Here is a 22,417-nt window from a genome sequence, read left to right on the forward strand (position 1 = left end):
CCTCTGATACCTCTTGCGCTGTCCCTGCTCGCCGTGTCGGTCTTCGCCACGGGCACCTCGGAGTTCGTGCTCGCCGGCCTGTTGCCGGACATCGCCTCGGGCCTGGGCGTCTCGGCCGGCACGGCCGGGCTCGCGGCCTCGGCGTTCGCGGTCGGGATGATCCTCGGCGCTCCGCTGATGGCCGGGATCACCCGGCGCTGGTCCGCTCGGAGCAGCCTGCTCGGGTTCGTGCTGGTGTTCGCGGCGGCCCACGTCGTGGGTGCGCTGACCTCGAGCTTCCCGGTGCTGCTGGGCACCCGCGTGGTCGCGGCTGTGGCGAATGCTGGCTTCCTGGCCGTGGCCCTGGCGACGGCGTCCGCTCTCATGGCACCCGACCGGGAGGGGACGCGCTCTGGCGGTGCTGCTGTCGGGCACGACGGTGGCCGTCATCGCCGGGGTTCCCGGTGGGGCGGTGCTGGGCACCGTGCTGGGCTGGCGAGCCGTCTTCTGGGCGATCGTCCTGCTGCGCCCGCCCGCGGCCCTCGGTGTCGTGCGGGGGGTTCCGGCCCGAGCCTGCGCACCGAGATCGTCCAACTCGCCCGGCCCCGGTTGGTGCTGGTCATGGTGTTGGCTGGGCTGGTCAACGCCGCCACTTTCGGCAGTTTCACCTTCCTGACCCCGATCGTCACAGGTACCGCCGGGCTGGCAGAGCTCTGGGTTCCGGTCGTGCTGGTGCTCTTCGGGATCGGGTCCTCGCTGGGAGTCAGGGTCGCGGGGCGCCTGCCGGACCGGCGTCCCGGCCAACTCGTCGCGACCGGGGGGCGCTGGTGCTGCTCGGCTGGATCGTGCTGGCCGCCCTGGCCGCTCATCCGGTCGCGCTGCTGGTTCTGGTGCTCGTTCAGGGGCTGCTCTCCTTCGCGCTGGGCAGCACCCTGATCGCCAGGGTGGTTCACGAGGCGTCCGGCGCTCCCACCATGGGCGGCTCGTATGCGACCGCGGCCCTCAACCTCGGTGCGGCCGGAGGCCCCGTGCTCGGGACGGCCCCCCTCGAAACCGGTCTCGGTCAGCTCGGCCCGGTCTGGGCCAGCAGCCTGCTGGTCGCTATCGCGTTGAGCATCGCCCTACCGTTCCTACGGATCATCGCGCCCCGTGCCGGCGGGAAGCCCGCGGCCCGGTGACCCGGGCCGGCGCTCCGCTGGACGTCGAGGGGCGGCGACGCCTCCTCGGACGGTGCCGCAACCCGCCCGGGCGTCCACGTAGCCGGCGGTCAGCCACCGGCAACGCGCCGTTGGACTAGCGTCACCAACGTCCGGGCCTCCTGCGGCGAGCGCGGCCACCGTGGCACGAACCAGTCGCGGCCCTGCTGCCGCGCCGTTTCACGCTTCGCGTGAGCAGCGTGCTCGTCGTCCGATGGGGTTCCCGGGGCGGGGTTTTCCGCGAGTTCCCCGTTCGTCCGGCCACCGGACAGGCGTCAGCTTCCGGTGCCGCCGACTCCGCCCGGCGGTTGGGAGGGGAGCGGCGGACGGGAGGGGCGGGGAAGCGGGCGTGCGGCGCCGGGTTCTCGCGCGGCCGAGCTGTCCGTCGGGAACGGACCTCCGGGGTGGTTCGCGCAGCGGGCGCACTCGTCGGTGTCCGCGAGCAACGTCCTCCGAGACGTTCACGCGGCCGGGTCCGGGAGACCCGGTGGAGTCGGCTCGGTCCCGGTCGCGCGAGACACGTCGAGCGCACCACACGGGACACGGGCGCGTGCGCGCGCACCACCGCTCGTTGATCATGCGGGGAGATCGCTGGTGTGGAAGAGTGCTCTTCGGGGTAGCAGGGGGGGCGGTGAGTGGATCACGGTGTCGGGGCCGAGCTGACCGGGGGTGCGCTCCACTCGTCCGGCGCAGTCCTGAGCGGAGCTGAGCGAGGAGAGGCCACATGGGCAGCGGATTCGGCGCGGTGCTGGTCCTGCTCGGGGTGGGGCTCGTGCTGGCCGGTGCCGGTTACGGGGCGGCGCGGCTGCTGGCTGTCGCGTCTCCAGCCGGTCCCGTCGGCCCGTTCCTGTCCGGCCACGAGCCCGCCGAGCACGCCGTGTCCCGGTTCCACGTGCGCTGGTACGCGCTGACGCTGATCTATCTGGCCTTCGAGATGGAGATGCTGTTCATGTACCCGTGGACGCTGGTCGTGGCTGCGGAGGGGGCGAGCGCGGTCGTCGAGATGTTCGTGTTCCTCGGGATCCTGCTCGCCGGCGTGGTGTACGCGTGGCGGGAGGGGGCGCTGCGATGGAGCTGACCCGCGCTCTGCTGCGGTTCGCCGCCGGGCGGCCACACGTGCTGCTGCTGGAGTTCCCCGGCGGCACCGCGGCTCGGCTGGCTGTGGAGGCCGAGCTGCGCCGCCGTGGTTGGCCGGCCGCGGCGAGTCCCGCCGAGACCGACGTGCTGGTCCTGACCGGCCCCGTCGGTGCGTGGCCGGAACCCCTGCTGGACCGGCTGTGGCGGCAGGTGCCCGAACCGCGGGTCCTCGTGCGCGCGGAGAGCTCCGCGGCGGTCCCGCGGGTGCTCGAGCGGGCACGTCGCAGGCTGGCGACCGGGGGAGAGGCGCGGGAGTCCTCCGCTGGTGCGGGCGGGCACGGCGCCACCGCCGAGGGGCAGCCCGGTTCCGGACGGGACGACGGTTCCGGCCACGGTGACGGGAGCCGTGCGGGCTCGGGCCCTGCCGGTGACGAGGATGCGCGCGGCCACGGCGGTGCGGACGAGCAGGGCGGTGGGCAGGACCACGGGCACCACCACGGCGGCGGGCACGGGCACCACCACGGCGGCGGCGCGGAGCTGCCCGGCGGGCTGGCGATGGCCGACCGCGGACCGGACCGCGACGGTCTCCGGCTCGACCAGCTGCACGTGCCGCTCGGTCCGCTGCTGCCGGACTGGCCGCCGGGACTGGTGGTGCACACGACGTTGCAGGGCGATGTCGTCCAGCGGGCCCGGGTGGAGGTGCTCCGCGCGGACGGCGGCCACGAGGACTTCTGGAGCGAGCCCCGGCGTCGCGCCGCGGCCGGGCAGGAGGTGAGTCGTGGTGCGCAGGCGCGGCGCCGCGTCGCCGCGTACCTGGACGGCCTCGCCGGGTTCCTGCGGGTGGCGGGGTGGTCCGATCCCGCCTTCGGGGCCGGGGCGCTGCGCGACGAGGTGCTCGCCGGAGCGCGCGTCGACCGGGTGCGGCCCCGGCTGCGGCGGCTGGCCCGGCGACTGCGTCGAGCGTGGACGCTGCGCCGGCTCACCGACGGGATCGGCGTGCTGCCTCCGGACCGGGCCGAGGACGCGGGGTTCGGAGGTCCCGTGCTCCACGCGAGCCGTCGCGGTGGTGATGTCACCGCGCGCTGGCGGGCGTGGCTGTCCGCGGTCGAGCGAGCCCTGCCGGACCTCGAGGACACCGGCGCGCTGTCCGTCGAGGAGGCGCTGTCGCGGTCTCCCCGGAGCGGGGCCGCGCACCCGGCGCCTGTCCCGGCCGTGCTGCCCGAGTTGCTGGAGGGCTGCGAGCTCGCCACCGCGCGACTGATCGTGGCCAGCCTCGGTCCGGAGCACGCGACGCCGGACAGCCGGTCGATCACGGAGGCGAGCGGTGGCTGAGGCTCCACTCTGGTCGGTGCTGGTGCTGCCCGCGGTGCTGGCGGTGGTCACCGCGGGGGCGAGTGCGTTCGACGCCGTGCTGGAGGCGCGGGCGGCCGGCGCGGCGGGCTCCCGCGCGCGGGCGGTCGCCTGGCCGCTGCGCGAGGCGGCTCGACTGCTGGTGGGGCAGCGCCGCGTGACCACGGCTGCCGACGGGCTGCTGTGGCGGGTCGGCGTGCTGACCGTTCCGCTGGCGGCGCTGCTGGCGGCCCTGGTGCTGCCGCTGGGCGGGGTCGCCGTGGCCGATCCCGGTGTCGGTGTCGTGTGGTTCAACGCGATGGAGATCCTGTCCTGGGCGGCGGTGTGGCTGGCCGGCTGGGGACCGAACTCGGCGCTGTCGCTGGTCGGCGGCTACCGGTTCGTCGCCCAGGGGCTGGCGTACGAGCTGCCGCACATGTTCGCCCTGATCACGGCGGCCACGGCCGCGGGCACGCTGCGGGTCGGCGGCATCGTCGAGGCGCAGTCGCACCTGTGGTTCGCCGCGTGGATGCCGGTGGCGTTCCTCGTCTACCTGCTCAGCGCCGTGGCCATGGCGTTCCGGAGGCCGTTCGACGCCCCGCTCGGGCGCGACCTGGCCGGTGGTGCGGCCGGGGAGCTGTCCGGTGTGGACCGCTTGGTGCTGCTGGGCGGGCGCTGGTTGCTGCTCGTGGTCGCGGTCGCCATGTCGGTGCCGCTGTTCCTGGGGGGCGGTCAGGGGCCGCTGCTGCCGTCGTGGTTGTGGACGCTGGTCAAGACGGCGGTCGTGCTGGCGGCGGTGGTGTGGCTGTCCCGGCGGTTCCCGACGGTGCGCATGGAGCGGTTCGCGGAGTTCGCCTGGGTGGTGCTGCTGCCGCTGACCGTGCTGCAGGCGCTGGTCGTCTCGGTGGTGGTGCTGGCGTGGTGAGGAGGTGGTTCGCGTGCTGAGCGCGGTGCTGGCCTGGGTCTTCGGTGTGCTCGCCCTGGTCTCGGGTGCTCTGGTGTTCCGGTTGGACTCGATGGCGCGGGTGACGTTCGCGCTGCTGGCCTCGTTCCTGTTCGTCGCCGGTGAGGTGCTGCTGCTCGGCCTGGGCTACCTCGGCGCGGTCATCATCCTCATGATGGTCATGGAGATGGTGATCATGGCGGTGTTCATGATCATGTACATGATGAACCCCGCCGGGCTGATGCCGATGGCGATGTTTCACAACACCCGCGGGGCGGCGGGGATCGCCGGGGGCGTCTTCGTCGCGTCGGCCCTCGGGATCCTGCTCGTCGACTGGCCGCGGCGCGCCGGGAGGCCTCCGGCGGATCCCACGCGCGCGCTGGGCGAGGCCCTCATGGGTGGTCAGATGCTGACGATGATGACGCTCGGCCTCGCGCTGTTCGCCACGATCGTGGCCACGGTCGTGCTCGCCACGCACCGCGGCCGCTACGACCGGTTCGGCGACGACCTGCGCGCGGACCGCCCCGCGGACCCGGTTCCCGGCGGGGTGGACGGATGAGCCTGGAGCTGTTCCTCGTGCTCGGCGCCGGGTTGTTCTCCATCGGCCTGTTCGGAGCGCTGACCCAGCAGTCGGTGGTGATGCTGATGATGGGCCTGGAGCTGATGATCAACGGGATCGTCGTCGCCGCGGCCGCGTTCTGGTACCACGTCGCTCCGTCCGCTGCGGACGGTCAGGTCCTCGTCGTCGTGGTGATCGCGGCGATGGCGGTGGAGATGGCGGTGGGTTTCGCCGTGGTCACGGCGATCTTCCGGGCGCGGGACGTGGACATGACCGACATGGCCGCCGATCTCAGGGGGTAGTGGTGATGGGCGCGCTGATGTGGTCGCTCGTCGCGGTGCCGCTGGGTTCCGGGGCGGTGCTGGGCTGCACCGGTCGCCGCGGCGACCGGGTCGCTCCCGCGGTGGGCGTCGTCACGGCCCTGGTGACGCTGGCGCTGGCCGCGGCCGCGGCCGTGCTGCGCCCGGCCGCGTCGGCGCCGCTGTTCAGCGGGATCGGGGCGGGGCTGGCCGTCGACGGGCTCTCGGCGGTCCTCGTGGTCACCACCGCCGCGGTGACGCTGTTCGTGCTGCTGTTCGCCGCCGACGGCGCCGGCTCCGCCCGGTCGGGGGCGCGGTTCACCGGGCTGATGCTGCTGTTCTCCGGGGCGATGCTGGTCACCGTCACCGCCACCGGGCTGGCGCCGCTGCTGATGGGCTGGGAGGTCATGGGCGCGACGAGCTGGGCCCTGATCGGGTACTGGTGGCGCGAGCCGGACCGGGTGCGCGCGGCCGACGTGGCGTTCCTGACCACCCGCGCCGCCGATCTCGGGCTGTACCTGGCGGCCGGGGCGTCCCTGGCGGGCGGGGTCGCTTCCCTCGCGCTGGTGGAACTGCCCGGCGCGGCCGCTCCGTGGCTGGACCTGGTCACCGCCGGAGTCGTGGTGGCCGCGCTGGGCAAGTCCGCGCAGCTTCCGTTGCACTTCTGGCTCTCGCGCGCGATGGAGGGCCCGAGTCCGGTGTCGGCGCTGCTGCACTCGGCGACGATGGTCGCCGCCGGGGCGTACCTGCTGCTGCGGCTGCGGCCGTTGCTGGTCGCCTCCGGCTGGGGCGAGCCGGTGGTGGCCTGGACGGGTGCGGCCACGGCGGTGGTGCTCGGCCTGGTCGCCGTGGCCCAGTCCGATCTCAAGCAGTTGCTGGCCGCCTCCACCTCCGCCCAGGTCGGCTTCGCGGTGCTGGCCGCCGGTGCGGGAGGGGTGGCGGGCGGTGCGATGCACCTGGTCGCGCACGCGGCCACCAAGTCGGCGCTGTTGTTGGCCGCGGGCGCGTGGTTGACCGCGCTGGGGACCAAGGCGCTGCCCGGGTTGCGCGGTGCCGCGCGCCGGTACTCGCTGGTCGGGGTGACGTTCACGATCGCCGCCGCCGCTCTGGCCGGGGTTCCGCCGCTGTCGCTGTGGGTGACCAAGGACGAGGTGCTCGCCGCCGCCCTGCGGGAGAGCCCCGGGCTCTACGCCGCGGGGCTGGCTGCCGCGGTGGTGGCCGCGGTCTACAGCGCCAAGGCGGCCTGGTTCGCGTGGCGGCCGCGGCCGGAGGACGCCGCTGCCGGGTGGGACACCGAGGGCACCGGCGTCCGCGAGGTCTCGGCGGGCGCGCGGTCGGCGCTGGTCGTGCTGGCCGGGTCCGCGGGCCTGCTCGGGCTGCTGGGGCTCGCGCCGGTGGCGCACGCCGTGCGGTCCCTCGTCGGGGCGGAGGACGCGGCCGCACCGGGGGCGTGGGAACCGGTGCTCTCCGCGCTGCTGGCGCTCGCCGCCGCCTCCGCGGCTTGGTGGTGGGGCGACCGGCCGCTGCCGGTTCCGGCGGTGGTGGGCCGCTCGCTGCGGGGGTGGTTGCACCTCGAACGCGGCGCCGAGCTGCTCGTGGTGCGGCCGGTGACGGCCCTGGCCCGGGCGCTGGCGGCCTTCGACGACCGGGTGCTGCATCGGGCCGTGCTGGCCGTGCCCGTCGCCGGATCGCGGTTGGCGCGGCTGGTCGACCGCGGCGCCGAGGTCCCGATCGATGGGGTGGTGCGCCTCGTGGCTCGGGCCGCCGGTGGGCTGGGCGCGCTCGCGCGTCGCCCGCAGACCGGCCAGCTGCACCAGTACTACGCCCAGGCCGCCGTGGTGCTGGCCGTGCTGGCCCTGTTCCTCGTGTTCGTGAGGTAGCCCGTGCTGTCACTGATCGTGTTCCTGCCCCTGGCGGCGGCCGCGGTGCTGGCCGCGGTGCCGCCCTCCGCCGGCCGCCGGGTGTTCACGGGCGGCTGGGTGGCCGTGGCCGCGGTCGATCTCGTCCTGGTGGTGGCTGCCTGGAGCGGCTACGACGCCGGGGGCGGGCTGGACTACGAGCAGCGGCTGCCCTGGATGCCCAGCGCCGGGGTGAGCTACCACGTCGGCCTCGACGGGCTCTCGCTGCCGCTGGTGGCCGTGACCGCGGTGCTGTTCCTGGCGTGCGCGGTCCACTCGCTGCGCCGGACCGACCGGGTGAAGAGCTTCGTGCTGCTGTTCCTGTTCCTGCAGACGGTGAGCCTGGGGCTGTTCACCGCTCTGGACCTGATCCTGTTCTTCGTCTACTTCGACCTGTCCATCGTGGGCATGTACTTCGTCATCGCCCGCTGGGGGCACGGCGAGGCGCGGCGCTCGGCGCTGACGTTCTTCCTGTACACCTTCGTCGGCTCGCTGGCGTTGCTGCTGGGGTTCATCGGCCTGTACCTGTCCGCCGAGCCCCACACCTTCGACATCGTGGAGATAGCCCGGGCCGACCCGCTGGCGGGCAGTGGTGCCCGCGGCGCGCTGGTGCTGCTCGCCATCGGGGTCGGCCTGGCGGTGAAGACCCCGACCGTTCCGTTCCACACCTGGCTGCCGCCGGCGCACACCGACGCCCCCGCGGCCGGGTCGGCGATCCTGGCCGGAGTGCTGCTGAAGATGGGCACCTACGGGTTCGTGCGCGTGGCGATGCCGCTGCTGCCCGCCGTCTGGCGCCAGTACGCCGCGGTGGTCGTGGTCCTGGGGGTGGTCTCGGTGCTCTACGGCGCGCTGGTCGCGCTGGCCCAGGAGGACTTCAAGCGCATGGTCGCCTACACCTCCGTCAACCACATGGGTTATGTGGTCCTGGCCGTCGGGGCGGCCGGGCTCGTCGCGGGCAGCGACGAGCAGGCCCGTTCCCTGGCGGTGGTCGGCGCGGTGACCCAGATGGTCAGCCACGGACTGCTGACCGGTGCGCTGTTCCTGCTCGCCGGGGTGCTGCACGACCGGGCGGGCAGTTACGACATGAACGCCTATTCCGGCCTGGCCGGACCCGCTCCCGTCTTCGCCGCGGTGACCGGGCTCGTCGTGTTCGCCTCCCTCGGCCTGCCGGGCTTTTCCGGGTTCGTCGCCGAGTTCCAGATCTTCACCGGCAGCTTGGCCTCGGCGACGATCGCCACGGCCTTGGCGCTGCTGGGGATCCTGATCACGGCGGGCCTGCTGCTGCGGGCGCTGCACCGGGTCTTCCTCGGCCGGCTCCGCCTTCCCGGTGCGCCCGGTGCCGCCGGTGGTTTCACCGACCTGCGGCCGAGCGAGGCGGTCTCGATCGTACCCCTGCTGGCGCTGGCCGTGGTCATCGGTGTGCTCCCGCGCTTCCTGCTGGACGTGGTCGAACCCGCGGCGAGCGCGCTGGTCGGGGTGGTCGCGCGATGAGCGCGGAACTCGCGGCGCTGCTTCCCGAGCTCGCCCTGGCCGCCGGCGCCGTCTGCGGGCTCCTGCTGGGGTCCTGGCTGCCCCGGTACCGGCAGTGGCCGGTGCGGCTGCTGGCCGCGCTGGCCTGCCTCGTCGGTCTGGTCACCACCGCCTCGGCGGTGGGCACCGCCCCGCGACTGGTTTTCGGCGGCAGTTACGCGGTGGACACCGCCACGAACGCCGGGCGGTTCGTCGTGCTCGCCGCCACCCTGCTGACGATCTGCCTGTCCGTCGGGGCCGTCGGCGCGCACCACCGGGAGACCGAGTTCCACGTCCTGGTGCTGCTGGCGGCGCTGGGAACGGTCGTGCTCGTCGGTGCCTGCGATCTGCTGCTGCTGTTCGCGGGCTACCTGCTGGCCTCGGTTCCGCTCTACGCGCTGGCCGGGTTCGGCAAGGACTCGCCGGGGACCGAGGCCGCGCTGAAGTACTACCTCGTGGGGGCGCTGCTGGGCGTGACCACGCTCGCCGGCATCACCGTCCTCTACGGAGCCGGCCGGTCCACGGGGTACGCGACCCTGGCCCAGACCCTGCCCGCCGGGCCGCGGTCCGCTGTCGCGGTCGGGTTCGTGGCGGTGCTGGCGGGGCTGCTGTTCAAGTCCGGTGCCGTGCCCGGGCACTTCTGGATTCCCGACGTCGCCGAAGGGGCGAGCGCCCCGGTGGCCGCGTTCGTGACGACGGTGCCCAAGGTCGGCGGGTTGGTCGCGGTCCACCGGCTGGTGACCGCGGTGCTGCCCGCGGTGGAGGTGAACTGGCCGCTGCTGCTGGCCGTGCTGGCCGCGGTCTCGATGAGCCTGGGCAACCTGGCGGCGTTCTTCCAGGACGACGTCCGCCGCCTGCTGGCCTACTCCACCGTCAGCCAGGTCGGCTACCTCCTGCTCGCCCCCGTGGTGGCCACCGGCAGCGCCCTCGCCCTGCCGAGCCTGCTGTTCTACCTCGGCGCGTACGCGGTGACCAACCTCGGCGCGTTCGCGGTCGTGGCGGAGCTGCCCCGCGCTCGGAGACCGGACGACTACCGCGGCCTGGCCCGGCGCCACCCCGGGATGGCGGCGGTCCTCGTCCTCTGCCTGCTCGGTCTGGTCGGCACGCCGCCCACCGCCGTGTTCCTCGGCAAGCTCGAGGTGCTCAGCGCCGCCGTCGACGGCGGCTACGCCTGGCTGGCCGTGTTCGCCGTGGTCAACACCGTCGCCAGTCTCTTCTACTACCTGCGCTGGATCGCCCCCGCCTTGCTGCGCCCCGAGCCGGAGCGGGGGGAGCGCGAGGACGTGCTCGCCCCCGCCGGGAGCTGGTCGGCTCTGGGCGCCTACGCGGCCGGAGCGGCCTCGCTGGGGCTCGGACTGGCGGGGGGAGCGGTGCTTCCGCTGGTGAGCGGGCCGCTGCTGCCGTGAGGAGGTCCCGGGGAGGGCGTCCCACGTGCCCGCGCATGCGCCACGCCCCCGACCTCGTCGGGCCGGGGGCGTGGTCGTGGTGGGTGCTTCACTCGAAGCGGTCGGTTTTCACCGCGTCGAGGAAGGCCTGCCACTGCTGCCGGTCGGCGGTGAAGTAGCCGAGCGAGCGGTCCTTGGTGTCGCGCACCGCCGCACCGTCACCGACCCGGCCGACCTCGACGCAGTGCGAGTGCTGGTTCGAGCGGCTGGACTTTCGCCATCCTCGGGGGTGTACCGTCATTTCTGGTTGTCCTCCAACTCCGTTGCGATACTGGCGATGAGCTCCGCCGAGTCCTCTGGACTCATCGCCACGTCACGGAGGTTAGTCGCTGCGTCGTGGTACGCCTCGATCTCCCCGGGGCTGCTGAGAAACGCGTCGGAACGCAGGTGTTCCACGTGTACGACCGGGGCTGCTTTGGCGAACTCGAACAGCAGGAAGTGACCTGCGTGCGCCGGTGTCCAGTAGCCGGTTCTGCTGGGGACCACTCGCATGGTCACGTTGTCGAGTTCGGCCATCTTGATGAGGTGTCGCAGCTGGTCGGCCATGATTTCCGCGCTGCCTATCGGCTCGCGTAGCGCCCATTCACCGATGTACGAGTAAAGCTGTGGGGCGTTGCGTCGTGTCAGCACATCGCGGCGGCCGACGCGCATGGTGACCTGTGCTTCGAGCTCTTCGGGCGGTGTTCCTCCCGCCATGACTGCTCGTGCGTAGTCGGCGGTTTGCAGTGGTCCCGGAATCATGATCGGGGAGACGTCGATGATCGAGGTGGCTGTTCGCTCGAACTCGATCAGCGTGGTCAGGTCCTGATTCACCGAGCGGGTTTTCGGCTTGATCCAGTTCGATTCGTCTGTCGCATCGCGGGCCATTGTCGCGAGTCTGTCGCGTTCGGACTCAGAGGCTCCGTACGTCGTGAGCAGTGCGACGACCATTTCTGGTGTCGGCGGGGTATGCCCGGTTTCGAGTCGGGCGATTTTCGAGTGGTGCCCGCCAAGGCGCATGGACACGTCGCGCACGGTCATCCCTGCGCTCTCGCGGTATTCCCGAAGCTCTGCGCCAAGTGCACGTACCCGGGGTGAGGTGCGTTTGGTGTTGGCCATGCGACAACCCTATGTCGCTGGATCGTGTCTGTGTATCTGCGTCACTCGATCAGAGCATTGTAGATGGTGCATGCGACAAAATACTGTCGCAACATCAGATCGGATAGAGGCGATGACGGAACGTCGCCGAGAGATGTCGGGAGTCTAAGCCATGTCGACGAGATCCAGATCACTTGATGGTCCCGGCGAGTTGGTCCCCTGTTGGTCCGAGGGTGGGGCGGTGTCGTTGCGGGTGTCGCGGGTGGACGGATTGATTCGGATCACCACGCCGACCATTTGGAATCGCACCACGTGGACGGTCGCTCAGGCTCGGCAGTTGCGGGACGTGTTGGATGCGGCGCTTCGGGGGTGGGCATGAGGTCGGGTGAGCTGGCGGTGTGGGCCGCGCACGAGCAGTGGCGCATGGAGCAGTTGGCCTACGACATCGCTCGTGGTTCGGCCACGGGTGCGCAGTGCCGGGAGGCGGCGTCGGTGTTCGAGGGGATCGCCGAGCGGCTGCGGGGCTACGCCGCCGAGCTCGACGGGGTGGAGGTCGTCGACGGTGACGTCGATGGCTAGCCCGTCGTCGGGGGTGGTCGTGCGGGCGGATGCGGCCCGCACGGAGGTGATGCCCGCCGTGGTGCGGTTGCCGCGCTGGTCGCGCTGGCGCGGCACGCTTCCGCTGCCCACCGTGATCGAGCGCCGACCCGGCAGTTCCAGCCTGCCGGGTCGACATCCCGAGCCTACCCCGGGGTTGCATCCGGACCCGGATCAGGCCCTGCTGGCCCGCGTGCTCGACGGGCTGCGCGCCCTGTAGCGACCACGCCTCGGCGCCGTTCGAGCCCCAGCCTCCGGCGCCGGGGTCGCCGCCCGGCCGGTGCCTGTGCCCCGAGGGCACCGGCCGGGATCCCGCCACGGCAACCGAGGAGAAGGGAGGTGAGTGTGCGCTGAAACGAGTGCGGCAATCCGCTGCACCCGCCGCACGAGACAGGACAGCCGCGGTAGGGCCGCCCATCCGGCCAGATGACCAACGGCCCCACCGCCGACAGGACCGCTCGCGGCCCCGCGCCATTGTCCCGGGGCCGCGAGCGGTGAGCCAACACCCCGGGAGAACCATGTCGCACGATCTTCCGACCCGCTGGGTCGAGCACGAGCTGCACTGGCACGCGCACCGGTCCGAGCGTTCCAGCAGCGCGAAGCTGCGCCGCACCTACGACCCGGACGCGGTGCTGTTGACCCCGCAGGCCGGAGCCGAGTGGATCGCCGAGCAGCTCACCCGCTACAGCGCCGAGACGATCGCGATCGAGTGGCGCACCCCCTGGGGCGTGGCGCTGGACGGTCCCGGAGTTCGCGACGCCGCCCGCGACCGACACGCCCTCGCAGCAGGACTCTCGGTCGACGCGCTGATCGCCACCACCACCGGCGACCTGCACCTGCACATCGACCCCCACACCCCCGAACAGTGCCCCCACCACAAGTCACAGGCCACGTTCACGGTCTGACCCTCGCCCATTCGGTGGTCGTCGCGTCAGCACGGGAGGAGGTGCACGCCGGGAGAGGGTGATCACTATGTGCCGCATGTGTGGCGCTGAGGCCGACCGTGACGGCGACTTGTGCGACTCGTGCCGCAATCAGTTCCACAAGGGAGACTAACTGCTAATCGATGCGCCCCGCTGGCCGATGCTGGCGGGGCGTGACTACGCGGCTTGCTGCTGCTGCGATTCCTGTGACCAGATCCTCAGGCACCCGTTGATGAACTTGATGCCCTGCCACGAGCGGCGCAGGAACCAGTTTCGCCACGCCTCGGCGAGGTCTGGGTTCTGCTCGATACTTTCCGGGGGCCACACCCCGTGTGGGTAGTTCAGGTCCGCATACCAGTCAGCCTTGATTCTCTCGCGGCGTTTGAGCGCGTCAAGCACGTCCTCGTTGGTGAGGTCGAGCTCGTGTTCCGGCGGGTCCGCGGGCAGGGTGTCCCACTCGCCGTACTCGGAGGACGACGGAAACGGGCGCACATCTGGATCACACGACACGACGTCAGGCAGGCGCAGCACGTGCACGCTGCTACCACCGTGAAGTCATGACGACGCAGCAGCAGGAGATCTGGCAGGCCTGCGAGACGCTCGACCAGCTCGGCCGGGTTCCCGAGGACGCCGCGGAGTCGTTGCAGGCGTTGCTCCGCCGGGTGCGCGGCATCGAGATCACCGACGAGACGGTCCAGCCGTGGCGGGACGTGGTCGAGGCGGGCAACGCGCTCGACCCGGCGAGCGCTTCCGACGTCGTGGGGCTGATACGGGTAGTGGAGGCCGCGCCGACCACACCGCTCCCGCCGAAGGGCTGGCTGTTCACGGACATGGCCATCCTCGACTTCGCACGAGCGGTGAGCGCGACCGCTGCCGAACCGTGGCCCCGCCTGCACCCCGTCGTGTTGGCCTACGGGAGCGGGAACGGGCTCACTCAACGGTGGGTGTCAACCGAACTGCGTCCAGTAGGGATTTGTTAAGTCGGTAATCGTTGCTGGTGAGTGGGTTTCGTGCTGCCTGGGAGGGAGTGGTGGCAGGTGGGGCGGGCGTCGGTCCAGACGGCCAAGGGGACTGGGAGTTCGCGGGCGACGGTGTAGAGGGGCAGGCCGGCGCAGGGGGTTTTGGGGCGTAGCGCAGTTGGGTGCAGATGGCTTGGGCGAGGCTGGCGAGGGTGACGTGGCGGTGCCGGCCGGGCATGCTGCGGCCCTCGAAGTGATCGAGGCCGTCTGTGAGTTCGCGGTGGTTGCCTTCGATGCGCCAGCGCATTTTGGCGAGTTGCAGCAGCCCGCGCAGGTACAGCTCACCCCTGGCCCGCTGATCCCGTCGTGACAGCCCCGCCAGCACCTTAGCCGCGGACGCCTCCACACGCGGGGTCACCGACCGCATTTCACCCCAAGAGCACCACACAGGGGATCAACAACCTGACAAAGCCCTGCCAGGCCCTGTTCGATGGTTGTGGCGTCGTAGTTGACCAGGAGTGACGGTCAGCTGTGTTCGTCCGGCCCTATCGCCCAGAGTGGACGCTCGGGTTCGGGGCAGCTTGTGCTGCTGTCGTCGACGGTGCGCTATCGGTGAGCGGAGAGCTCATCAGCCTGCCGAGTGGGTCGCGGTGGAGCACGAGTGGGACTGTCGACGCGTCACGATCCGTGGGTGTCTGCAGAAGCTCGCCTGCAGCCAAACGGCTCCGCCCACTGATAATCGGGGCGGCTGCCCCACCGTAAGCCTGGTGGCCCCACGGGCTTGGTGGCTCCTCCGCTCAGCGTAGCCTAGTCAAGGCTCGCCCGCATCGATCAGGCCGAGTACAGCCGGTGCGCACCGGATTGGTCGGGGATCCACTCGAGAGATGGGGTCGCTGTCGCGGTGAGTCCACGGAGACTTCCCTGGCGGTACCCGCGGAAGGAAGAGATGATGGCGGTCAATCAGACTCTGTCCACCTACAGTGACATGGCGTTTGCCACGTCGGTGGCGGTCTACGTCGTGGCGATGTTGCTGTATTTCGGCGAGTTCGCTTCGCGCAAGCCGCGGGGCGCAGCAGTCGGGCGAGAGCCGGAGCTGGTGGCCGCTGGCGGAGCCAGTGCCGAGGCGGGGACCAGCGCGAGCTCAGATGAGGTTCCTTCTTCAGTGGTCGGACACGTGCCTGCGCCGCGTGGGCGGGCGCTGTCGGAACGGCTGGGCGGCATGGCGGTCGCCATGACCATACTCGGGGTGCTGATCCACGCGTTCTCGATAGCCACACGAGGGTTCGCGGTCGGCCGGGTGTCGTGGGGCAACCTGTACGAGTTCGGCTCGGCGATCTGTCTAGTGGCGGTGCTGGCGTGGCTGGTGGTGCTGTACCGCCAGTCCCGTCCGATCCGCAAGCCCGCCTCGTCAGCACAGCTGCGGGGCCTGGGTGGATTCGTGCTGTTGCCGATGGTGATCCTGCTGTTTCTGTCGGGCACGTTGCTCTACGCCGAGGCTGCACCGTTGCAGCCGGCGTTGCGATCCTACTGGATTTGGATCCACGTCTCCGCGGCGATCATCTCCACTGGTGGGTTCTGGTTCGCCGGGGTGGCCAGTGCGTTGTTCCTACTGCGCACGGCCTACGAGAACAATCCGGCGCGGCTGGCCCGGTTCGCTGGCCGGTTGCCCAGCAGCCAGGTGTTGGACCGGATGGCCTACCGAGCCACGGTGATAATCATGCCGGTGTGGACGTTCGGGCTCATAGCCGGTGCGATTTGGGCCGAGGCCGCCTGGGGGCGGTTTTGGGGTTGGGACCCCAAGGAGACCTGCTCCCTCGTGGCGTGGGTAATCTATGCCGCCTACCTGCATGCCCGAGCCACGGCCGGCTGGCGGGGCAGCCGAGCGGCGTGGATCAATATCGCCGGCCTGGCCGCGATGGTCTTCAACCAGTTCTTCATCAACACCGTGATAGCCGGCCTGCACTCCTACGCAGGGCTGTAACCCACCAGGCACGTCGTGCGCACCAGCGGGAGCGCGGAGCCCATTATTCGCTCCCTCCCGAGGGGGCTGCGGGCGTCCGCCGGTCGACCCAGGTGCGCCGGAGCTTGGCCACCACGTCGGGACTGTGTAGCCGTTCGGCCTGCTCCAACGCGTAGCGGCTCATGTAGTCGCGGAAAAGGTCGTTGGGCTCCTCGGCCAGGTGGAGCATGCGGCGGTTGGCCGGGACGGCCTGGTCCCCCAGCTGGTCGGCGGCGGTATCCACCGCCCGTCCGACCAGCTCGGGTGGGCGGACCTCGTCACACAACGCCCCGGCCTCGGGGGTCGCCGCCGCGACCCGCTCACCGAAGAAGATTAGGCGCTGGGCCATCCGCCGTCCGACCAACCGCCCCAGCCGCAGGTTCGCCGCGCCGGGGATGATGCCCTCGGCGAGGGCTGGTAAGGAGAAGTACGCGTCGGACGCCGCGATGACGTGGTCGAGGACGAGTGCGACCTGTGTGGCACCTCCGATGGCGAAGGTTTCGACGGCACCAATCCACGGTTTGCCGCCTGAGGGGTCGAGCAGGGTGTTCGTTGAGCCGTGGTCGAGGCCGTGCACCAGCTTACGGATGTAGCCCAGCTCTCGGCGGAGCATGAAGTCGACGAAGGTGATCCTTCCCTCGTACAAGTGCGTCAGGTTGATCCCGGCGCCGAAGACACGCCGGCCGCGGTACCGGGAATGCGCGAGCGCGCTGCCACGCAGCACGCCGACCGACACCGCGTCGTCGAGCAGTGCGAGGTCCACGGCGGTCTCGAGCGCTTCGACCACCGCGTCGTCCTCTGCGTTGAGGACGTGCTGGTTGCAGATGGTCACTTCAGCCACGCAACCGTCGCGTTGGACGACGGCCTGACCTAGGTCAAGATGGCCGGTCCGCTGGAACTCCGGGAGCAGGGCCAGCGCACGCGGTGTCGGGGCCAGCATCGAGCGCAGGAGGTGCTCGCCGGTGGCGCGCTGCCGAAGCAGGTATGCGAAGAAGATCCCCTGATCGACCTCGCCACCGGACTTTGCGGCCTGGGGCAGCTGGTGGTCCGCCGCCATCTGCGCACGGGTTGGGACGAGCCCCGGTAAGCGGTCTGCCGCCGCGAACACCAGTTCGTTGAGCCGGAGGGCCTGATTGCGCCCTGCGGTGAGGTCGTCGTAGACGTGGCCGGCATGCCGGTCCAAGAAGTGGTGCCGGGCCTGCCGCGCCGCGTAATTGACCTGATTGGCATCACCCTGCTGCGCGGGGGAGCGCTCAGTGGGCGGCGGGAGAGCCGACAGTCGCTCCTCACAGATCTCGATGTAGGCGCCCAGCAGGCGGATGTCCCTCGCGTAATCGTCGCTGAACGAGGGTGCCTCTGGTACGCGCGGCAGCTTCGGTGCGCGCTCCGACACGGGGTTGTCCACGCTGCGTCTTCTCCTTCTCGTGCTCAAGCGGGGCGGCCCTCCACGCCAGCGGCTGTCACGGGTGGGCGCGCCCCGCGTTCATCACCGCGGTGAACAGGGCGCCGTCCGGGTCGTAAATCGCATGGTGATCGCCCGGGGCCCGCCGAATGCGGAACGATCCGCCCGCATATCCTCGCCAACCCTCCATGACGGCGGGCGGAACCACCGGATCGTCCTCGGCGGCGAGGACCTCTGTGTCGCAGAGCAGCGGCTCGGCAGGGCCAGGCTGGTAGTCGGCGGCGATTCTGAGGTCGGTGCGGAGAACAGCCAGCAGTCGACGGACAAGCGACTCGTGCCCCAGGAGGGGCTCCGGCAGCCCCTTGGTCGTGCGCAGGAACTCAACTAGCTCGTCGTCGGCAAGCACGTGATATGCGTTCTTCGCGGGCAGCTGCGGCGGGCGTGCTCCCGAGATCAGCAATGTCCTCGGCAGCGGATGCCGCAGCTCGTGCAGACACCTGGACACGGCGTAGGCGAGCAGGCCGCCAAAGCTGTGCCCGAACAGGACGTACGGCGGTCGGAGTAGCGGGAGTAGCGCTCGGGCCGTCTGGTTGGCGAGCTCGACGAGTGTGTCGGGCATCGGCTCGTCAATGCGGTTCTCCCGCCCGGGGAGCTGGACGGGGCAGAGCTCGACCGACTCCGGGAGCCGTGAGCGCCAGGAGTTGAACACGCTCGCCCCACCTCCGGCGGGGGGAAAGCAGAACCACCGCTCGGTGCCTTCGCGGTCCACACGGCCAAGGACCCATGGCGTCAGGGTGCCGGTCACGTGCCACCTCCCGGGGCTTCCAGCAGTCCGGCGATGCAGGCTCCGGTGCGGTACTCGAGGAGGTCGACGAGGTTCAGTCCGGAGGACGGCGCCAGCTCCTCGAGGCGGGTGAATAGGTCGACCATGAGCAGTGAGTTGCCGCCCAGCTCGAAAAAGTCGTCATCAGGGCCGATGACGTCGAGTCCGAGGGTCGCGGCCATGACATCCAGAACGCGATCTTCCATAGTCGAGCGCGGGGCGTCGGAGTGACGGGCTCCGCCGAACTCTGGCGGCGGCAGGCTGTTTCGATCCACCTTGCCGTTCCCGGTCAGCGGAATCCGATCGAGCCAGACGAAGGCAGCCGGAATCATGTACGACGGTACCCGGGTCGCCATGTGCTCCCGCAGCTCGACGTCACGGGGGTGGGTATCTCCCACCAGATAGGCGGCGAGCGCCCGCCCGCCGGGCGCATCGTCGCGGACCACTGTGGCCACGGCTCTCACATCGGGATGCGCAGCCAGTGCTGCGTCGACCTCACCTAGCTCGATCCGGTATCCACGAATCTTGATCTGGTCATCACAGCGCCCGAGGAATTCGAGGTCGCCGTCGGGCAACCAGCGGGCCAGATCACCCGTCCGGTAGATCCGGCCGCCGGGCGGGCCGAACGGATCGGCCAAGAACCGTGCGGCGGTTAGATCGGGGCGCCCGAGGTACTCGCGGGCCAACCCGTCGCCGCCGAGCCACAGTTCACCGGGGACTCCGACAGGAACGGGTGCGAGGTTCTCATCGAGGACGTAGGTCCGAGTGTTGGTGATCGGGCGCCCGAGCGGGACGGTCGGGCGAGTGGTGTCGACGGCCTCGAGGTGCTTCCACGTGGCAAAGAGGGTGCACTCCGTGGGGCCGTACACGTGGACCAGGCGCGTCCCGTCCAGGTACGGAAGCAGCTCCGCGGCACTGCTGGGCGAGAGTACGTCTCCGCCGACGAGGAGCTGCGGGACGCGAGCCAGCGCTTCGGGGAACTGCTCTGCCGCGATGTGAAGCTGGGGAGACACGAGCAGCAGCACCGTGATGCGGTGCTGCCGCAGCGCGACCTCGAGCAGGTCGGGGAACGGCAGTCCCGACGGCGGCAGCACCAGGGTACCGCCGTTCAACAGCGATCCCCACAGCTCCAACAGCGATGCATCGAAAGACAGAGGCGAGAGCTGAAGGTGCACTTCATCGGGACCGAGCCGCGCGTAGTCCGCCCCCTTGACCAGTCGGCTGAGGGCCCGGTGCGCGACGGCGACACCCTTCGGGGAGCCGGTGGAGCCCGACGTGTAGATGACGTAGGCAAGGTGCTCGGCGGTGGTCGCCACCACGGGATTGGTCGTCGGCCTGGTGGCGTCCGACCCGTCCAGCGCGTCGAGACTGATCACGTCGGCGGCTGTGACGGAAAACGCGTGCGTGTGCACATCGTTGGTGAGCACAACGCGTGCCCCGGCATCCTCCACAACGTAGGCCAATCGCTCTACGGGATGCTCGGGATCGAGTGGGAGGTAGGCCCCACCAGCTTTGAGCACTGCGACAAGGCACACCACAGTGTCGATCGAGCGGGGCAGGCAGACGCCAACGGGGACGTCGGGTCCCACACCCCGATCGATCAGACGGTGGGCCAGACGATTAGCCCGTTCGTTCAGCTCGCCGTAGGTAAGCCACGCGCCCTCGTGCTCGACTGCCCTGGCCTCCCGGTCGCGGCTGACCTGCTCTTCGAACAGCGAGGCAGCGGTGCGGTCGCGAGGGAAGGCTCGTTCGGTGCGGTTCCACCCGGACACCACGAGGGCGCGCTCGTCCGGCGGGAGCACTGGTAACGTCGTGACCGGAGCACGCGGGTTCTCTACGGCCGCGGCGAGGAGATGCCCGAACCTCCGCACGATCCGCTGCGCCGTGATCGGCTCGAACAGACCGGTATCGTACTCGAGGACGCCGCCGGCCGTGTCGCCGCACAGGTCGACGGCGAAGGACAGATCCCGAGTAGCCATGCTCACGGGAAGATCGACTGATGTGCATGAAACGCCGCTGTAGGCGGGCAACGTGGTGGTGCGCCTCCGCACGGCCACCCGGACCGGCACCGGCTGGCGCCCCGGGTCGCCACAGCTCCCGATCTGGTCGGCGAGCGCCCCCGGCGGAAGGGCGGCGGCGTCCATTCGAGCCCGCGCGAGCTCAGCCCCAACCTGGTCGGCCACGTCCTGGAAGGTTGAGCTCCCGTCCAGCAAGGCACTCACCACCACATCAGTCTCCGGCCGGCCGAGCAGGGTGTCGGTCTCGGCCGGAGAGGGCCGAACGGGCACGACTAGTGGAACGGCGCTTTGGGGCGTGAGGCGGGCGACCAGCGCCGCCACGCCAGCGAACAAGACAGCGGGATCATCGGGTATCCCCCGCACGTCGCGCAGTCGGCGCGCGAGACCTGTGGGCAGAGCCAAGGGCTCGACGGCACCTGTCCGGGTCGGTCGTGGACGGTGCGGTCGGTCCGTCGGCAGGTCGAGGACAGGAAGTGCGGACAGCCGCTCGAGCCAGCGCTCCCGGGCGGCAGCGCACTCTTCGACGGACGGCCAGCCGGGTTCCGTGGCCCCGCGCGCGGGTGCCTCGGGTGCCTGTCTCAGCCGGGTGTACGCAAGGCCATGCTCGACGAGGAAGGCATCGAGCGCTGTGGGATCGAGAGCCAGACGATGCGCTACGGCCACGAGGAGCCGGTCGCGGTCGGTTACGCGCAGCACGCGCACCCTCAGCAGCGGGCCTCGTACGAGGTCGAACGGCTCGGCTGTGACATCGACGGCATGCGCGATCGCCTCTGCCTGGTCCACGCTCACCTCGGTGAGGTCCACGTCGACCGAGCCCGGCGCGGCGGGCTGTGGTGACGTCACGTCGGGGTAGGCGGGAAAGACGGTTCGAAGCACCGGGTGCTGGCCGGTGAGGAGCCGCAGCGCCGAACGGGCCGCTTCTACGTCGAAGTCGCCATCGAGCCGTAGGCACCGGACGACGTGATGAGCAGGGTGCGACCAAGCAGTGGAGCCGGCTTCGGTGCGCGTGCGCGCCGGGCGGCTCGGCCCCGTCACGGGTCGCCCTCCACGGTGCGACTGAGCGCCCGCTGCTCCCCCAACGCGGGACCACCGGGTCGCGGCACAGTTCGCACGGGCAGGTTCTTGATCCCGGCGATGAACGTCGATTGCAGGTGGCGGGGCTCCCCGGCGAGCTCAATGCGTTCGAAGTTCCGCCCGATCTCGTCGAACAGCACGTTGAGCGCGAGTCGGGCGACGTGGGCTCCGAGGCAACGGTGGGCGCCTACCCCAAATGCGATGTGGCGGTTGGGGCGGCGGTCGACGGAGAACCGGAAGGGGTCGGGGAACACCCGCTCGTCGCGGTTGGCCGATCCGAGCCATGCGGACACCGGCTGGCCGGCCCCGATGATGGTGCCGTGCATCCGCACCTCTTTGGTTGTGTGCCGCAAGGCGTGGTTCGCAGGCGACGCCCAGCGCAGGATCTCTTCCACCAGGGCTGGCGTGTCCCCCGTCGCCAGCCAGCGGGCGTGCTCGGCCGGGTTCTCGAGCAGGGCGAGCAAACCAGCGCTGGCCACATGCGACGTGGTGACCGTGGCGCCGATCAGCAGGCTGTAGGCGTTGAGGATCACCTCCTCGCGGGTCAGTGCCGCGTCGTCCCGCGCTGCTCGGAGGAGGGCACCTATGAGGTCGTCAGCCTCGGCCCGGTCGGGACGCGCCACCTCGGTGTGGAAGTAGAGGAAGATCTCCGAGTGGGCCCTGCTCAGCACGGCGGACCTGGCCGCGCCGGGCTGAGCATAATCGGGGTCCGACTCGGCGACGGCCGCGTACGTGGCACTCGTGAGCCCGGCCCACGAGCGCTCCGGGATACCGAGGAGCAGGCCAGCTATCCCAATCGGGTAGAATGCCGCCTGAGCTGCGAAGTCCCAGGTTTCCGGGGAGGCACCCGGCGCCAGGACCCGCCGCGTGAGCTCGCGTAGAGCGGGTTCGAGTTCGCGGACCGCCTGCTTGCTCAGGCGTGGGGCCAGGGGCGCCTTGAGGCGTCCGTGCAACGGAGGGTCGGTGACCGCGAGCATCTTGCCACCGGCGATGTCGGTTTCGCCCAGAGTCGTGAGGATGTTTCCCCGCGCGGCCGTAAACTCGCCGTGCTGGCCGAGTACCCTGGCTACGTCATCGTATCGCGTGACGGCCCAGAACTCCGGCGTCGAAGCCCGGGGACATTGGCGGTAGACCGGGGCATGATCTCGAAGTCGCGTCCATATCGGGTGCGGGTCACCGAGACCGAAAAAACACGGATCGGCGAGGTTAACAGAGTCGATATCGTTATTTGCGTGCGTCTCGCCAGTGCTGATTCGCACGGTCAGCCCTCGGTGCGCAACGTCATCGACTTGTCTACGCGCTGGCGAGTAA

21 protein-coding genes and 2 pseudogenes are annotated in these 22,417 nt (G+C 70.8%); 14 read left to right on the forward strand and 9 right to left on the reverse strand.

Translation table 11 applies throughout. The features are described 5' to 3' along the window. Positions 1-6: 6 nt before the first annotated feature. From FHR84_RS03450 to FHR84_RS03490, 9 genes and pseudogenes are all read left to right on the forward strand, one after another. Positions 7-1,157: pseudogene (locus FHR84_RS03450) on the forward strand (Cmx/CmrA family chloramphenicol efflux MFS transporter). Positions 1,158-1,899: 742 nt separating this feature from the next. Then, the gene (locus tag FHR84_RS03455) at positions 1,900-2,253 is read left to right on the forward strand and encodes an NADH-quinone oxidoreductase subunit A (RefSeq protein WP_179533937.1); all 354 of its coding nucleotides are present in this window, start codon (positions 1,900-1,902) and stop codon (positions 2,251-2,253) included. Then, positions 2,244-3,584 (forward strand): hypothetical protein, encoded by a 1,341-nt coding sequence (locus FHR84_RS03460; RefSeq protein ID WP_179533938.1) that lies wholly within the window; start codon positions 2,244-2,246, stop codon positions 3,582-3,584. Before FHR84_RS03455 ends, FHR84_RS03460 begins: the two co-directional genes overlap by 10 nt. Then, on the forward strand, positions 3,577-4,506 hold the full coding sequence (locus FHR84_RS03465; protein ID WP_179533939.1) for an NADH-quinone oxidoreductase subunit H: 930 nt from the start codon (positions 3,577-3,579) through the stop codon (positions 4,504-4,506). The genes FHR84_RS03460 and FHR84_RS03465 overlap by 8 nt, the downstream gene beginning before the upstream one ends. A gap of 13 nt (positions 4,507-4,519) precedes the next feature. Beyond that, positions 4,520-5,083 carry an NADH-quinone oxidoreductase subunit J gene (locus FHR84_RS03470; protein WP_179534400.1) on the forward strand — a complete coding sequence of 188 codons (564 nt, stop codon included), beginning with the start codon at positions 4,520-4,522 and terminating at the stop codon, positions 5,081-5,083. Beyond that, the gene (nuoK, locus tag FHR84_RS03475) at positions 5,080-5,385 is read left to right on the forward strand and encodes an NADH-quinone oxidoreductase subunit NuoK (protein ID WP_179533940.1); all 306 of its coding nucleotides are present in this window, start codon (positions 5,080-5,082) and stop codon (positions 5,383-5,385) included. Before FHR84_RS03470 ends, nuoK begins: the two co-directional genes overlap by 4 nt. A 5-nt stretch (positions 5,386-5,390) precedes the next feature. After that, entirely contained in the window at positions 5,391-7,262 is a 1,872-nt protein-coding gene (locus FHR84_RS03480) for a proton-conducting transporter transmembrane domain-containing protein (protein ID WP_179533941.1), read from the forward strand. 3 nt (positions 7,263-7,265) lie between these two features. Beyond that, a complete protein-coding gene (locus tag FHR84_RS03485; RefSeq protein ID WP_179533942.1) occupies positions 7,266-8,771 on the forward strand; it encodes an NADH-quinone oxidoreductase subunit M in 1,506 nt (501 codons plus the stop codon). Then, positions 8,768-10,195, forward strand: coding sequence for an NADH-quinone oxidoreductase subunit N (locus FHR84_RS03490; RefSeq protein ID WP_179533943.1), 1,428 nt, complete (start codon positions 8,768-8,770; stop codon positions 10,193-10,195). Before FHR84_RS03485 ends, FHR84_RS03490 begins: the two co-directional genes overlap by 4 nt. 88 nt (positions 10,196-10,283) lie before the next feature. On the opposite strand, the gene FHR84_RS03495 is transcribed toward FHR84_RS03490, so the two are convergent. The 3 genes from FHR84_RS03495 to FHR84_RS03505 all read right to left on the reverse strand — a co-directional run bounded on the left by FHR84_RS03495 (position 10,284) and on the right by FHR84_RS03505 (position 11,620). Then, positions 10,284-10,475, reverse strand: a complete 192-nt coding sequence (locus FHR84_RS03495) for a DUF397 domain-containing protein (RefSeq protein WP_179533944.1) — start codon at positions 10,473-10,475, stop codon at positions 10,284-10,286. Continuing rightward, positions 10,472-11,332 carry a helix-turn-helix domain-containing protein gene (locus tag FHR84_RS03500; RefSeq protein WP_179533945.1) on the reverse strand — a complete coding sequence of 287 codons (861 nt, stop codon included), beginning with the start codon at positions 11,330-11,332 and terminating at the stop codon, positions 10,472-10,474. Before FHR84_RS03500 ends, FHR84_RS03495 begins: the two co-directional genes overlap by 4 nt. A gap of 144 nt (positions 11,333-11,476) precedes the next feature. Further along, positions 11,477-11,620, reverse strand: coding sequence for a hypothetical protein (locus FHR84_RS03505; RefSeq protein WP_179533946.1), 144 nt, complete (start codon positions 11,618-11,620; stop codon positions 11,477-11,479). Positions 11,621-11,686: 66 nt separating this feature from the next. Here FHR84_RS03505 and FHR84_RS03510 point away from each other — a divergent pair, with 66 nt between their 5' ends. From FHR84_RS03510 to FHR84_RS03520, 3 genes are all read left to right on the forward strand, one after another. Continuing rightward, positions 11,687-11,890, forward strand: a complete 204-nt coding sequence (locus tag FHR84_RS03510) for a hypothetical protein (protein WP_179533947.1) — start codon at positions 11,687-11,689, stop codon at positions 11,888-11,890. Next, positions 11,883-12,128 carry a hypothetical protein gene (locus FHR84_RS03515; RefSeq protein WP_179533948.1) on the forward strand — a complete coding sequence of 82 codons (246 nt, stop codon included), beginning with the start codon at positions 11,883-11,885 and terminating at the stop codon, positions 12,126-12,128. The genes FHR84_RS03510 and FHR84_RS03515 overlap by 8 nt, the downstream gene beginning before the upstream one ends. Before the next feature lie 298 nt (positions 12,129-12,426). Further along, positions 12,427-12,813 carry a hypothetical protein gene (locus FHR84_RS03520; RefSeq protein ID WP_179533949.1) on the forward strand — a complete coding sequence of 129 codons (387 nt, stop codon included), beginning with the start codon at positions 12,427-12,429 and terminating at the stop codon, positions 12,811-12,813. Positions 12,814-13,008: 195 nt separating this feature from the next. On the opposite strand, the gene FHR84_RS03525 is transcribed toward FHR84_RS03520, so the two are convergent. Further along, positions 13,009-13,368: a hypothetical protein gene (locus FHR84_RS03525; protein WP_343075140.1), complete on the reverse strand. Its 360-nt coding sequence runs from the start codon at positions 13,366-13,368 to the stop codon at positions 13,009-13,011. Positions 13,369-13,388: 20 nt separating this feature from the next. Between FHR84_RS03525 and FHR84_RS03530 the strand changes: the two genes are divergently transcribed. Next, the gene (locus tag FHR84_RS03530; RefSeq protein WP_179533950.1) at positions 13,389-13,811 is read left to right on the forward strand and encodes a hypothetical protein; all 423 of its coding nucleotides are present in this window, start codon (positions 13,389-13,391) and stop codon (positions 13,809-13,811) included. 124 nt (positions 13,812-13,935) lie between these two features. On the opposite strand, the pseudogene FHR84_RS23465 reads toward FHR84_RS03530, so the two are convergent. Beyond that, positions 13,936-14,124 (reverse strand): annotated as a pseudogene (locus FHR84_RS23465) (IS701 family transposase); the annotation flags it as partial. A 615-nt stretch (positions 14,125-14,739) separates the two neighbouring features. Between FHR84_RS23465 and ccsB the strand changes: the two are divergent. Next, the gene (gene ccsB / locus FHR84_RS03540; protein ID WP_179533952.1) at positions 14,740-15,771 is read left to right on the forward strand and encodes a c-type cytochrome biogenesis protein CcsB; all 1,032 of its coding nucleotides are present in this window, start codon (positions 14,740-14,742) and stop codon (positions 15,769-15,771) included. A gap of 43 nt (positions 15,772-15,814) precedes the next feature. Here ccsB and FHR84_RS23100 read toward each other — a convergent pair whose 3' ends face one another. Genes FHR84_RS23100 through FHR84_RS03560 form a run of 4 tightly spaced genes read right to left on the reverse strand, consistent with a single transcriptional unit; the run spans position 15,815 to position 22,083 of the window. After that, on the reverse strand, positions 15,815-17,194 hold the full coding sequence (locus tag FHR84_RS23100) for an enoyl-CoA hydratase-related protein (RefSeq protein ID WP_179533953.1): 1,380 nt from the start codon (positions 17,192-17,194) through the stop codon (positions 15,815-15,817). Between the two features lie 55 nt (positions 17,195-17,249). Continuing rightward, the gene (locus FHR84_RS03550; protein WP_179533954.1) at positions 17,250-17,996 is read right to left on the reverse strand and encodes an alpha/beta fold hydrolase; all 747 of its coding nucleotides are present in this window, start codon (positions 17,994-17,996) and stop codon (positions 17,250-17,252) included. Beyond that, positions 17,993-21,067, reverse strand: coding sequence for a non-ribosomal peptide synthetase (locus tag FHR84_RS03555; RefSeq protein WP_179533955.1), 3,075 nt, complete (start codon positions 21,065-21,067; stop codon positions 17,993-17,995). Before FHR84_RS03555 ends, FHR84_RS03550 begins: the two co-directional genes overlap by 4 nt. Continuing rightward, a complete protein-coding gene (locus FHR84_RS03560) occupies positions 21,064-22,083 on the reverse strand; it encodes a cytochrome P450 (protein WP_179533956.1) in 1,020 nt (339 codons plus the stop codon). Before FHR84_RS03560 ends, FHR84_RS03555 begins: the two co-directional genes overlap by 4 nt. Between the last annotated feature and the right edge of the window lie 334 nt (positions 22,084-22,417).

It is taken from the genome of Actinopolyspora biskrensis (genome assembly GCF_013408175.1).
GTDB lineage: Bacteria > Actinomycetota > Actinomycetes > Mycobacteriales > Pseudonocardiaceae > Actinopolyspora > Actinopolyspora biskrensis.